The sequence below is a fragment of the Streptomyces mesophilus genome, assembly GCF_011044995.1.
Taxonomy (GTDB): Bacteria; Actinomycetota; Actinomycetes; order Streptomycetales; family Streptomycetaceae; genus Streptomyces; species Streptomyces mesophilus.
The window spans coordinates 1-13,107 of sequence record NZ_JAAKZW010000047.1 but is presented as its reverse complement, the minus strand read 5'-3'; the positions used below and the strand labels follow the sequence as shown (position 1 = coordinate 13,107).

Annotated in this window: 10 protein-coding genes and 2 rRNA genes; 5 read left to right on the top strand and 7 right to left on the bottom strand. The window is 70.5% G+C overall.

Annotated elements, in window-relative coordinates:
• Positions 1–248 precede the first annotated feature (248 nt).
• From G6045_RS14370 to mtnA, 5 genes are all read right to left on the bottom strand, one after another.
• A complete protein-coding gene (locus G6045_RS14370; RefSeq protein WP_165332329.1) occupies positions 249–1,016 on the bottom strand; it encodes a ComF family protein in 768 nt (255 codons plus the stop codon).
• A 116-nt stretch (positions 1,017–1,132) separates the two neighbouring features.
• Positions 1,133–3,004: an LpqB family beta-propeller domain-containing protein gene (locus G6045_RS14365; protein ID WP_328707775.1), complete on the bottom strand. Its 1,872-nt coding sequence runs from the start codon at positions 3,002–3,004 to the stop codon at positions 1,133–1,135.
• Entirely contained in the window at positions 2,994–5,063 is a 2,070-nt protein-coding gene (gene mtrB, locus G6045_RS14360; RefSeq protein WP_165332328.1) for an MtrAB system histidine kinase MtrB, read from the bottom strand. The genes G6045_RS14365 and mtrB overlap by 11 nt, the downstream gene beginning before the upstream one ends.
• Position 5,064: 1 nt before the next feature.
• Positions 5,065–5,754: a two-component system response regulator MtrA gene (mtrA, locus tag G6045_RS14355; RefSeq protein WP_199549338.1), complete on the bottom strand. Its 690-nt coding sequence runs from the start codon at positions 5,752–5,754 to the stop codon at positions 5,065–5,067.
• A gap of 162 nt (positions 5,755–5,916) precedes the next feature.
• Positions 5,917–7,077, bottom strand: a complete 1,161-nt coding sequence (mtnA, locus tag G6045_RS14350) for an S-methyl-5-thioribose-1-phosphate isomerase (protein WP_165332326.1) — start codon at positions 7,075–7,077, stop codon at positions 5,917–5,919.
• Positions 7,078–7,226: 149 nt separating this feature from the next.
• On the opposite strand from mtnA, the gene G6045_RS14345 reads away from it, so the two are divergent.
• Genes G6045_RS14345 through G6045_RS14325 form a run of 5 tightly spaced genes read left to right on the top strand, consistent with a single transcriptional unit; the run spans position 7,227 to position 12,682 of the window.
• Positions 7,227–8,504 (top strand): glycerophosphoryl diester phosphodiesterase membrane domain-containing protein, encoded by a 1,278-nt coding sequence (locus G6045_RS14345; RefSeq protein WP_165332325.1) that lies wholly within the window; start codon positions 7,227–7,229, stop codon positions 8,502–8,504.
• Between the two features lie 4 nt (positions 8,505–8,508).
• Complete coding sequence (locus G6045_RS14340; protein ID WP_165332324.1) at positions 8,509–9,201, top strand: DUF4129 domain-containing protein; 693 nt, start codon at positions 8,509–8,511, stop codon at positions 9,199–9,201.
• Entirely contained in the window at positions 9,198–10,379 is a 1,182-nt protein-coding gene (locus G6045_RS14335; RefSeq protein ID WP_165332323.1) for a DUF4350 domain-containing protein, read from the top strand. Before G6045_RS14340 ends, G6045_RS14335 begins: the two co-directional genes overlap by 4 nt.
• The gene (locus tag G6045_RS14330; RefSeq protein WP_165332322.1) at positions 10,376–11,359 is read left to right on the top strand and encodes an AAA family ATPase; all 984 of its coding nucleotides are present in this window, start codon (positions 10,376–10,378) and stop codon (positions 11,357–11,359) included. The genes G6045_RS14335 and G6045_RS14330 overlap by 4 nt, the downstream gene beginning before the upstream one ends.
• A 12-nt stretch (positions 11,360–11,371) precedes the next feature.
• Entirely contained in the window at positions 11,372–12,682 is a 1,311-nt protein-coding gene (locus G6045_RS14325) for a DUF58 domain-containing protein (protein WP_165332321.1), read from the top strand.
• A 102-nt stretch (positions 12,683–12,784) separates the two neighbouring features.
• Here the strand turns inward: G6045_RS14325 and rrf are convergent.
• Positions 12,785–12,901 (bottom strand): 5S ribosomal RNA (gene rrf / locus G6045_RS14320).
• Between the two features lie 101 nt (positions 12,902–13,002).
• Positions 13,003–13,107: ribosomal RNA gene (locus tag G6045_RS14315) — 23S ribosomal RNA — on the bottom strand; the annotation flags it as partial.

The window sequence follows — 13,107 nt, the reverse complement described above, 5'->3', positions numbered from 1 at the left end:
TCCTCCTCCCCCGTGGACAAGATCTCCACCCCACCGCTTACGGGTGATTGCCGAAACCCCTCGGCAATCACGGCAGCGCGGCATTCGGATATACGAGGCGTACTTCCCGGAAAGGTTCTTGGAAGCTTCTCCGGAGTCCTCACAACCGAACATATCTCGCCCGGACGGATGTCGTCACCCTCTACTGCCGCATACCTCCGTTCAGGTGAAAGCGCACTCTCACTACCTGCAACGATGCAAGTTCTCAGTCAGTTCCGGTTTATTTCGAAAGAATCCGGTGAAGCGGCAACGACCGCGGCCTGTGTTCGAACTTTTCCCCCGCTTCCCATGCTCCCCGGGCTTTCCGCTCCCGGCGCGCGCACCGCCCTTTCCGTCGGCGCCGCGGCGCGCAATGCGCGGGCCGCCTCGGTCAGCGAGGCGCCGGTCGTCATGAGGTCGTCCACCAACACCACCCGTCCCGCCGCCAACAACCGTTCCCTACCCGGAACAACGTGCAGTGCACCCGTCAGGTTCATCAGCCTCCGTCGCGCGTCGAGCCCCGACTGGTCCGCCACCTCCCGCCGCTGTCGCAGCACGGGCAGCACCCGCGCAGGTACCCCGTCACGCCGCAGCGCACGCGTCGCCGCCAAGGCGATCCGGCGCACCGGATCATGTCCCCGCGCCGCCGTGGCCCACCGCGCCGACGGAACCGGGACGAGCAGCAGCGGCCCGCCGTCCGGATACGCACCCGCTCCCGCGCACACCGCGCGCGCCAGCGCCTCGCCCAGCGCTCCCGCCAGGGCCAGAGCGCCCCGCTCCTTGTGCGCCAGCAGCACCGCGCGCACCGCGTCCGCGTAGGGCGCCGCCGCGTGCACGGCGGGCAGCCCCGGCGGCGCGGGCATCGGGCGCACTCGCCGCGGAGCGGCTCCGTACAGCGCTCCGCGACAGGGCTCGCACAGCGCCGTACGGGCGCGACCGCAGCCACCGCAGTCGGCCGGCAGCACCAGGTCGGTGAAGTCCTGCCACCACCCCCGCATGTCCCCACTGTGCCAAGGAGGAAGACGTCCGACCAGCCCTGTGGATAACTGCACGGAACGTGACGGCGCTGTGGACAACTCCCCGCGGTGAACGGGAGGTTGACCCTCGCCGGAGCTCACCCCGGATAAACCGGAGCAGCCCCCTCCTTGACCACCAGCTTCCAGTCCTCGCCCTCGGCACGCCGCACGATCCCGTCCTCGGAGTGCGCGACGAGCGCCAACTGCTCGTTCTCGGAGGCCGCGACCGCGGTCACACCGTTCAGACCCGGCAGCGCGGGCTCGTCCGGCAACGAACCGTCGCTCTGCACGAACCGCATCTGCTGCACCCCGCCGGCCTCCTTGCCCACCACGAGCAGCCGGCTGCCGCCGGCCCAGGACATGGCGGTGACCTCCATCTTGGGTGCGGCGGGCCGCAGTTCGGTGACGGAGAGCTCCGGCTTGCCCCCGGACGTCGAGCGCAGTACGCGGCCGATCCGCAGCCCGGTCTTGCCGTCCTGCTCGACGAGCAGCGCGATCCGCACCCCGTCGGCCGCCACCCGTACCGCCTTGATCCGGCCTTCGCCGTCGGCTCCCAGCTGCCGGTCGAACGCGACCTCGACCGGCTCGCCCCGCCCCTTGTCCAGCCACAGCAGCCGCGGGTTCTTGGGGTCCTGATCGGCCACCCACAGATCGCCGCGCCCGTCCCAACTGGGCGGCGCGAGACGCTCGTCCTCCTTGGACGCCTTGCTGGTCACCTTGGCCTTGTCCAGGGAAGCGCCTTCGCGCATGGCGCCCACGAACAGCGAACTCCCGTCCCTGGACACCCCCGCGGCCCACTCCTCGTCACGCGAGACGGCGGCCGAACGCAGCTCCTGCTCCCCCGAGCCGATCGCACCGTCCACCGTGTCGGTCACGGGACTGCTCTTCGGCATCCGTACCAACTGGTGCTTCTTGTCGATGAAGTACTGGTAGCCGGGCTGCCCCGCCGGGTTGGGCGCGAGGGCTTTGGCTCCACCCTCGTCGAGCACGCACAGCGAGGACTCCCCGTCCGAACGCAGCAGCTCCACCTGCTCGATCCCGGACGGCTTGGTCAGATCGTTCAGCGTGAAGTAGATCTGGGCGGCCATCTTCTTGCAGAGATCCGGCTTGATGTTGTCGGCCTTGCTGTTGAGCGGCACCCGCAGCCGCTTCTGGTCGTCCGGCGTGAGTTCCTTGGTGCCCTTGCGCAGGGTCGTATCGCTCGGGAACCGCGACGAGACCACGGGATCGAGCCAGCTGGTGGGCCCGTCGAGGAGTGCCTTGACCACATCGGCCAGCGGCGGTTCCGGATCGCCGCGCACGTACACGGGGTCGGCCACGAGCGGCGCCGGCTGCGGCTGCTCGTCGTCGCCGCGCGCCATGTTCGACGCGTAGTAGTACTTGTTGACCGACTCGTACAGGCGCCGGAAATCGGTCTCGCCGAGCACCACGCCGACCGGCGGCTTGGAGATCCGCCACTGGCCATCCGTCTTCCCGCCGGCCTTCCCGCGCTCCTTCACGAGCTGGATGGACTCGCTGTACCGCTTGGCCTCCGGCTGGTACGCGTGGTCGGCGTCGATCGTCGCCACCGCATTGCCGTCCAGCTCGAAGCCGTAGCTCTCCGCGGTCTCCAGCTCCTGCACGGGGCTCAGCAACGACGGCTTCGGGCCGTCCTCGAGGACCGTCGTCAAACTCTCGGGATTCCAGCTCTTCGCCGCTTCGGCGGTGAGGTACTTGCGCGCGATCGAGTAATCGGGGTCATCACCCGTCAGCGTCTCGAGGAACCCGTCGAGGATCTCCCCGGGCTTGGCGTTGTCCTTGGGCGGGGCCGCGAAGACCCGGACCCGCGGCTCGTTCGGCGACGCGTCGACCGGCTCGGGCTCGCCGCTGCTGGGCATCGACGCACAGCCGGCGAGCAGCACACCGCCACAGCCGAGCAGCGCGGCCTTGCGGCCCAACAGCCGCCCGCGCCCCACACGTTCAGCGCCCACGCCTGCCCTCCCCTTCGGTCACGCCTTCCTCCGCCACGTCCGCTTCCCGGGACACCTGCGGCCCTTCCCGTACGGGAAGATCGCCGGGCTCGTCGTCCCGGCTGCGCGTCGGACGCGGCACGACACGCGCGCCGTTGCCGGGCAGCGCCGTCGGATCGACGGAGTGTCCCCTGGGAGATACGGACGCGGCGGAGGGTATCGGCCCCGGTACGCGCTCCTGAGCGGCCTGGGCCGGAACCGTGGCGCGCTTGCTCTGGCCGCCCGAGGGCAGCCCCGCCTCGCTGAGACCGCGATTGCGGCGCGAGTCCTCCGGCTCCAGCGGTATGGGCGATCCGCGCAGCGGCTCGTCCGCGGTGCGCGGCAGCGTCAGCCGGAACTGCGAACCGCCGCCCGGCTCACCCCACGCCTGCAGCCAGCCGCCGTGCAGCCGGGCGTCCTCGAGGGCGATCGACAGACCGAGGCCGGTACCGCCCGTGGTGCGGGCACGGGCCGGATCGGCGCGCCAGAAACGGTTGAACACCCGGGTCGCCTCACCCGGCTTGAGCCCCACGCCGTAGTCGCGCACGGCCACCGCCACGGCGCCGCCGGCCGAGGCCAGACGCACCACGACGTCCTTGCCGTCGCCGTGCTCCACCGCGTTGACCACGAGGTTGCGCAGGACGCGCTCGACACGGCGGGCATCCGCCTCCGCTATCACCGGCTGGCTGTCGCCGACGATCCGGACCCGGCTGCCCTTGCGCTCGGCCAGCGGTTCGGCGCCGCCGACGACCCGCCGTACGACCTCACGCAGATCTATCGGCTCGGCCTCGAGCGCGGCCGCGCCGGCGTCGAAGCGGCTGATCTCCAGCAGGTCGGCGAGCAGCGATTCGAACCGGTCGAGCTGATCGGTGAGCAGCTCGGCGGAGCGCGAGGTCACCGGGTCGAAGTCGACGCGCGCCTCGTGGATGACATCGGCGGCCATACGGACGGTCGTCAGCGGAGTGCGCAGCTCGTGCGAAACGTCGGAGACGAAGCGGCGCTGCATCCGCGAGAGGTCCTCGAGCTGCTGGATCTTCAACTGGAGGTTCTGCGCCATCTTGTTGAAGGCCTCGCCGAGGCGCGCGATGTCGTCCTCTCCGGTGACCTTCATCCGCTCCTGCAGACGCCCGGCCGAGAGCCGCTCGGCGATCCCGGCGGCCATCCGCACCGGCGTCACGACCTGGCGCACCACCAGCCAGGCGATGGCGCCGAGCAGCACCACGACGAACAGACCGGCGGTCGCGAGGGTGCCCTTGACCAGGGTCAGGGACTCCTCTTCCTGCGCGAGCGGGAAGACGTAGTAGAGCTGGTACGGATTTCCCTCGACGTCGTCGAGACGCTTGCCGATGACGAGCCCGGGCTCGGGGGCGTGCCCGGCCTTCGGGGTGTAGACCACGGTGGAGAAGCTCTGGAAAGCGCTCGAATGCTTGTCGATCTGCTGCCGCAGGGCGTCGGGGACCGTCTCGGTGGAGACATCGCCGGAGGAACGCGGCAACCGGTTGCTCCCCGAGCCGCCGCCCGCGCTCGACGCGATGGCGAGGACGTGGAAGGCGTTCTGCCCACCGCTGGCCAGTTGGTACACGGTGTCGGTCAGCCATGCGTTGGCCTCCCCGCCCGAACCGCCGCGCGTCGCACCCTCCGAGCCGTCGTCCCTGGACGCACCGGCGAGGCCCTCCGCCACCTTGAACCCGCCGGTGGCCTGGATCTGCGCGGCATTCTTCTTGGCCTCGAGCAGCCCGTTGCTCACCTGGCTGATGACCACGAAGCCGAGCACGAGCACCACGACGATGGACATCAGCAGGGTGCTGGCGACCACCCTCAACTGGATGTTGCGCCGCCACAGCCGCATCACCGGCAGCAGCGGACGCCGCACCCAGCGCGTGAAAAGCCGCAGGAAGAGGCTGCTCTGCACCCCGTCCTGGAGCAGCAGTCCGCCCCTGCGGAACCGCCCGATCAGGGACATGCGCCCGCCGGGGCCCAGCGGCCGCTCCGGACGCCGGCCCTGCTGCCCGGACGCCGAAGCGGCACTGTCCCCGGGCACGTCAGCTCGGTCCGGCCTTGTAGCCGACGCCGCGTACGGTCACCACGATCTCGGGGCGCTCGGGGTCCTTCTCGACCTTCGAACGCAACCGCTGCACATGCACATTGACCAGACGCGTGTCCGCCGCATGCCGGTAGCCCCACACCTGCTCGAGCAGCACCTCACGGGTGAACACCTGCCACGGCTTACGGGCCAGCGCGACCAGGAGGTCGAACTCGAGCGGCGTCAGCGCGATCGACGACCCGTCCCGCTTGACCGAGTGGCCGGCCACGTCGATGACGAGGTCACCGATGGTCAGCTGCTCCGGCGCGGGCTCCTCGGACCTCCGCAGCCGCGCCCGGATACGGGCCACGAGCTCCTTCGGCTTGAACGGCTTCACGATGTAGTCGTCCGCGCCCGATTCGAGCCCGACCACCACATCCACGGTGTCGCTCTTGGCGGTGAGCATCACGATCGGCACGCCGGACTCGGCCCGGATGAGACGGCAGACCTCGATGCCGTCACGTCCGGGCAGCATCAGGTCGAGCAGCACCAGATCGGGCTTGGCCTCCCTGAAGGCAGCCAGCGCCTTGTCTCCGTCAGCTACGAACGACGGCTCAAAACCTTCTCCACGCAGCACAATGCCGAGCATCTCGGCCAGCGCGGTGTCGTCGTCGACGACAAGGACTCGTCCCTTCATAGACGACATCATCCCATTCTTGTAACGGCGGAGTAGGCCCTGGTGAGGTAGGTCACGGGCTCGTGACGCTAGTCGCCCGGAGCAGTCACTGTCTGCCCCTGTGCACGGACGCCGACACGCAAATCCGCCTGCGCGCCGAATCGGCGTCCGGAACAACGGAGTTCGGCCGAAACCTCACCCCTTGTGAACCCCTTCCCGCTCCCGCAGACCTCGCGCACACAGCTCCGCCAGCGCATCGGCAGTGACCGGAGACACCACACCATGTTCGGTGACGATCGCGGTCACGAGCTCCGCCGGTGTCACATCGAACGCCGGGTTGTACGCCTGCGTGCCCAGCGGCGCCACCGGGATCCCACCCCCTGGCTCGACACCGGCCGTCGGCAGCTGCGGCGCGGCGAACTCCGTCACCTCCTGCCCGGCCCGCTGCTCGACCTCGATCGAAGCCCCGTCCGGGGTGTCCTCGTCGACGGTGCTCAGCGGTGCGACCACGATGAACGGCACATGGTGATAGCGGGCCAGCACGGCGAGCGGATAGCTCCCCACCTTGTTCGCCACCGCCCCGTCCGCCGCGATCCGGTCCGCACCGATCAGCACCGCGTCCACCTCTCCCGACGCGAAGAGCGAGCCCGCCGCGTTGTCGGTCAGCAAGGTGTACGGCATGTCATTGCGCGCCGCTTCGTACGCGGTGAGCCGAGCGCCCTGCAGCAGCGGCCGGGTCTCGTCCACCCAGAGCCGCCGCAGCCGCCCGCCCCGGTGGGCCTCAAGCGCCACGGCGAAGGCCGTGCCCTCACCACCGGAGACCAGCGCCCCCGTATTGCAGTGCGTGAGGATCCGGTGCGTGCCGCCCGACAACAGCTCGTCGAGCAGCTCGAGACCGTGCCCCGCCATCCGCCGCGAGGCCTCCGCGTCCTCACGGTGCAGGGCCCGCGCCTCGGCGAGCGCCGCCGCGGCCGCCTCGGCCTGGTCCGCGCCGTCCTGGAGCGCCGCCCGATGCGCATCGCGCGCACGCTCCACGCCCCGGGCGAGGTTGACCGCGGTGGGCCGCGCGGTGGCCAGGGCGTGCGCGGCCTCCTCGACGTCGAAGCCGCGCACCGCGGCCAGCGCCACTCCGTAGGCGCCCGCGATCCCGAGCACCGGGGCACCGCGCACCGCCAGCGACTGGATCGCCTGCACGAGAGCAGGGGCGTCGGTGCACACCCACTCGACTTCCTCGGCCGGAAGCCGGGTCTGATCGAGGAGCACGAGTACGGGCCCTTCGGGTGGCTCCTCCCACCGGATCGCAGGGATGAACTCGGGCCGGCCGTCCTTGAGGGATGGTGCGTACTGATCAGCCATCCGTCCAGTCTGCCCCGTACCCGAGGGACAATTGAAGGTGCACAGCCAATGCAGTGCCCTGCCTGCCCGGCCCACGAACGGGTATGCCGTGGCACGATGGCTGCCAACCTGCCGCCGCACATGCGGACGGGCACCGTGAAGGAGCGACGATGAACGACACTCCGGGCTGGGCCTCGCCCGGATCTGCCCCCTCCGATGGGAAGCCCGACGGGCAGCCCTCTGGAGAGGATCACGCCGTGCCCCGCCCCGCCGAGCCCGCAGACCCGCAGGACACCGTCCAGGACAAGTGGTCCAAGCAGCAGCCGCCCGCCGGCCAGTGGTCCGCCCCCGGCGTACCGGGTCAGCAGCCCGCACCCGGACCTCAGCAGTGGGGCGGCCCCACCGCACCGCCCGGCCGGGGCCCCGGCTGGGGCGGCGGCTGGAACGCGCCGCCGGCGGCGGCCAAGCCCGGTGTCATCCCGCTCCGCCCGCTGGGCGTCGGCGAGATCCTCGACGGCGCGGTCTCCACGATGCGCGCGCACTGGCGCACCGTGCTCGGCATCTCCCTGACCGTGGCGGTGATCACCGAGATCGTGGCGATCCTGCTGCAGGGCCTCGTCCTGAACAGCGGCGCCAGCACGGCGGTCCTCGAGGACCCCAACGCCACCGCCAGTGAGCTGCTCAGCGCCACCGGCACCGTCATGCGCGACTCCGGCGTCCTGCTCCTGCTCTCGCTGCTCGCCACCTTCGTCGTGACGGCGCTGCTGACCATGGTCACCAGCCGTGCGGTGCTCGGTAAGTCGGTCACGATCGGCGAGGCCTGGCAGGACGCCCGGCCTCAGGTGCCGCGTCTGCTCGGCCTGACCTTCCTGCTGCCGCTGATCGGAGCAGGGATCGTCGCGGTCGGGACCCTGCCGGGCATCCTCGTGGCCGTGGCCGGCTCCTCGGAAGGCGGCGCCACGCTGGCCGTCCTGGGCGGCCTCGCCGCGCTGGTCGTCGCGATCTGGCTCCTTGTCCGCTTCTCGCTCTCCTCGCCGGCCCTGATGCTGGAGAAGCAGACGGTCCGCAAGTCCCTGTCGCGCTCGGCCAAGCTCGTGAACGGCTCCTGGTGGCGGGTCTTCGGCATTCAGCTGCTCGCCGCGATCCTCGTGAACATCGTGGTGTCGATCATCGTCATCCCGTTCTCGTTCCTGGCAGGTGCCCTGAGCGGCGAAGGCATCGGCGGCTTCCTCGAAGCCGGCGGCGACGCCGGCTGGACCTTCCTGATCATCACCGGCATCGGATCGGTCGTCGGCTCGATGCTCGCGTTCCCGATCACCGCGGGCGTCAGCGTGCTGCTCTACATCGATCTGCGGATCCGTCGCGAGGCCCTCGACCTGGAGCTCGCCCGCGCGGCCGGTCTCCAGCAGTCGGGCCCCGGAACCTCCGGCCCGCAGCCCGGGAGCTGATGCGGTGATCGTGTCGGGGGGAGTCACGCACACAGCAGCACTGCGGCCGTTCACCGGTGAGGAACCGCCGGTGACGATCCCGCGCGATCCGGCCCGGGAGGCCGCCGAGCGCGAACTGTCCGACCCGCGGTACCACCAGAACGATCCGAGCCTGTTCGAGCGCATCCTGGATCGCCTCTGGGAGTGGATCAGCGACCTCTTCAGCGCCGCTTCAGGAGCCACCCCTGGTGGCGCGCTCGGCCTGCTCGTCATCCTTGTATTCGTCCTGCTGCTCGTGGCCGCCCTCTGGTGGCGGCTCGGCACCCCCCACCGCTCGCCCACCACGTCGGCCCAGTTGTTCGATGGCGGCCCGCGCAGCGCCGCTGAACACCGCGCCGCCGCCGAAGCCCATGCCGCGGCCCAGCACTGGACCCAGGCGGTACAGGAGCGCATGCGCGCCGTCGTCCGCTCCCTCGAGGAACGCGCGCTCCTCGACGTACGCCCCGGCCGCACGGCCGACGAGGCCGCCGCGGAAGCCGGCCGCGCCCTGCCCGCCCATACGGACCGACTGCGCGCGGCAGCCCGCACGTTCGACGACGTCACATACGGCGGCCGTACGGCGGACGAGTCCGCGTACCGGCGCCTGACGGAGCTGGACCGCGATCTCGAACAGACCCGGCCCGCCCTCAGCGGGGCCGCCCAGGGGGCCGTCGAATGACCGAGGCCACCCACGCCACCACCTCGGCCTCCCCCACCGCCCGCCAAGTGTGGACCCGCTCCCGCGGACTGCTGCTCGCGCTCACCGTGTTGCTGATCGCCGGCGTCGTCATCGCAGCCGTCCAGTCGAACGAGCAGCACGGCCGCCTCGACCCGCGCTCCTTCGATCCCTCCGGCAGCCGTGCCGTGGCCGAACTCCTCAAGGACAGGGGCGTCGACACCCGCGTCGTCACCACCACCGACGCGGCAGCCGAAGCCGCCGGCCTCGACACGACCCTCTTGATCGCCTCCCCCGACCTCCTCACGGAAAAACAGCAGACAGCGCTGTACGAGGCGACGCACAACTCCGGCGGTCGCACCCTTCTGATCTCGCCCGGCCCTGCCTCCGTCGACCGGCTCGCACCCGGCGTGGCGGCATCGATGCCCGGCGTCGATGCGGCGCTGCGGCCCGCCTGTGCGCTTCCGGAGGCCACCCGCGCCGGCGACGCCGACACAGGCGGCATGCGCTACACCACCACGGCCGAACAGGCCACGTCCTGCTACCCGGAGGGCGGCGAGGCCACGCTGGTGCACCTGCCCACCGGCGACGGCGAGACCGTGGTGCTCGGCGGCCCCCGCTTCCTCTACAACGATCTGCTCGACGACCGCGGCAACGCCTCGCTCGCCCTTCAACTCCTCGGTTCCCGCCCGCATCTGGTCTGGTACCTCCCCTCACTGGGTGACGCGGCGGCCACCGATGGCGGCGACCGCAGCTTCTTCGACCTGATCCCTTCCGGCTGGCTCTGGGGCACGCTCCAACTCGCCCTGGCGGCAGCCCTGGCCGCGCTCTGGCGCGCCCGCCGACTCGGCCCCCTGGTCCCGGAGCGGCTGCCCGTGGCCATCCGCGCCTCCGAGGCCGTCGAAGGCAGAGCTCGCCTCTACCGCAAGGGCAACGCCCGCGACCGCGCCGCGAGCGCACTCCGCACGGCAGCCCTCACCCGTCTTGCTCCTCTCGTCGGTGTCCCGCCCTCCCACGCCCACAGCCCGGAGGAGATGCTCCCCGCGCTGTCCGCCCAGCTCCCCGACGGAGCCAGGGACCTGCACTCGCTTCTCTTCGGCCCACCTCCTGGCGACGACGCCGCTCTGATCGCCCTCGCCGACCAACTCGACGCCCTCGAAAGAGAGGTACGCACTTCATGAGCGCCCCGATCTCCGACACCCCCGGGAACGCGGACCGCGCCCGCGCCTCCCTGGAGGCCCTGCGCGCCGAGATCGCGAAGGCCGTGGTCGGCCAGGACCCGGCGGTCACCGGCCTGGTGGTCGCCCTCCTGTGCCGCGGCCACGTCCTGCTCGAAGGCGTCCCCGGCGTCGCGAAGACCCTTCTCGTACGCGCCCTCGCCTCGGCTCTCGAACTCGACACCAAGCGCGTCCAGTTCACCCCTGACCTGATGCCCAGCGACATCACCGGCTCGCTCGTCTACGACGCCCGTACCGCGGAGTTCTCCTTCCAGCCCGGCCCTGTCTTCACCAACCTCCTGCTCGCCGACGAGATCAACCGCACGCCTCCGAAGACCCAGTCCTCCCTCCTCGAGGCCATGGAGGAACGCCAGGTCACCGTCGACGGCACCCCCCGCGCACTCCCCGACCCGTTCCTCGTCGCCGCCACACAGAACCCGGTGGAGTACGAAGGCACTTACCCCCTCCCGGAAGCACAGCTCGACCGCTTCCTGCTCAAACTGAACGTCCCCCTTCCGTCCCGTCAGGACGAGATCGCCGTGCTCAACCGGCACGCGGAGGGCTTCAACCCCCGCGACCTCACTGCCGCAGGCCTCCGCCCCGTGGCCGGCCCGGACGACCTCGAGGCAGCCCGAGCCGCCGTGGCCAAGACAGCCGTCTCCCCCGAAATCACCGGCTACGTGGTGGACATCTGCCGTGCCACGCGCGAATCCCCGTCCCTCACCCTTGGCGTCTCACCGCGAGGTGCGACCGCCCTGCTCTCCACCGCACGCGCCTGGGCCTGGCTCACCGGACGCGATTACGTCACGCCCGACGACGTCAAAGCCCTGGCCCTGCCCACCCTTCGGCACCGCATCCAACTCCGCCCGGAGGCAGAGATGGAAGGCGTCACCGCCGACTCCGTCATCACCGCGATCCTCGCCAACGTCCCCGTCCCCCGCTGAGGTCGAGGACCCATGGCACTCACCGGTCGGGCCGCCCTGCTCGCGGCCCTGGGCTCCGTCCCCGTAGGTCTGCTCGCCCCCAGCTGGACGGGCCTGATCGCGGTCAATTCACCCCTTGCACTCGCAATGATGTGCGACTACGCCCTCGCGGCGCCAGTGCGTTCGCTCCGCTTCACCCGATCTGGTGACACATCAGTTCGACTAGGTGACGCCGCGGACGTCACGCTCACGATCGAGAACCCGTCGCGCCGCCCACTGCGCGCTCAACTCCGCGACGCCTGGCCGCCGAGCAGCTGGACGCCCGGCACGGAGACCACCGCGTCCCGCCATCGTGTCGACGCCCCTCCCGGCGAGCGCCGCCGCGTCACGACCCGCCTCACCCCGACCCGTCGCGGCGACCGTGAGGCGGAACGCATCACCATCCGCTCATACGGTCCTCTCGGACTCCTGAACCGCCAGGGCAGCCACAAAGTTCCCTGGACGGTCCGCGTCCTGCCGCCCTTCCACAGCCGCAAACACCTGCCGTCGAAGCTGGCCCGGCTCCGTGAACTGGACGGCCGCACCAGCCTGTTGACCCGCGGCGAGGGCACCGAGTTCGACAGCCTCAGGGAGTACGTGCCCGGCGACGACACCCGGTCCATCGACTGGCGCGCCACTGCCCGTCAGTCGGCGGTGGCCGTCCGCACCTGGCGCCCCGAACGCGACCGCCGCATCCTCCTGGTCCTGGACACCGGCCGCACCTCGGCCGGCCGCGTCGGCGACGCACCCCGCCTGGACGCCGCCATGGACGCCGCCCTCCTCCTGGCCGCTCTCGCGACCCGAGCCGGCGACCGCGTGGACCTCCTCGCCTACGACCGCCGCGTCCGCGCCCTGGTCCAGGGCAAAGCGGCAGGCGACATCCTCCCGTCGTTCGTCAACGCGATGGCAACGCTCGAACCGGAACTCGTCGAGACGAACTCCCGCGGCCTCGCATCGACCACATTGAGTACAGCACCCCGCCGCTCCCTGATCGTCCTCCTGACCAGCTTGGACGCAGCGCCCGTCGAAGAGGGTCTGCTCCCTGTGCTCCCCCGGCTGACGAAGGGCCACACAGTGGTCGTCGCCGCTGTGGCCGATCCCCGCATCCAGAAGATGGCCACCGCACGCGGCACAGTGGACGGCGTCTACGAAGCGGCGTCCGCGGCTCAGGCCCAGGCGGAACGCCGTCGTACAGCGGAGAAGCTCACCCGCCATGGAGTCACAGTGGTGGACGCAGCACCGGACGAGCTCGCCCCCGCTCTCGCGGACGCATACCTCGCTCTCAAGGCCGCCGGCCGGCTTTGAGAGCGGGACGCCCCGCGCCTTTTCCACCGGGGCACAATTTCAAAGGACCCTGAAAACAAGAAAACCCCCGAGTCGATGACTCGGGGGTTTTCTCTACAATTAGTTCGGCGGCGTCCTACTCTCCCACAGGGTCCCCCCTGCAGTACCATCGGCGCTGTGAGGCTTAGCTTCCGGGTTCGGAATGTAACCGGGCGTTTCCCTCACGCTATGACCACCGAAACACTATGAAATTTAGAACCGATGCCTCAACCCTCCTGTGGCCCAGGATGGGAGGCGTGTTGTTCATTATTTCAGAACCAACACAGTGGACGCGAGCAACTGAGGACAAGCCCTCGGCCTATTAGTACCGGTCAGCTCCACCCTTTACAGGGCTTCCACATCCGGCCTATCAACCCAGTCGTCTACTGGGAGCCTTAACCCCTCAA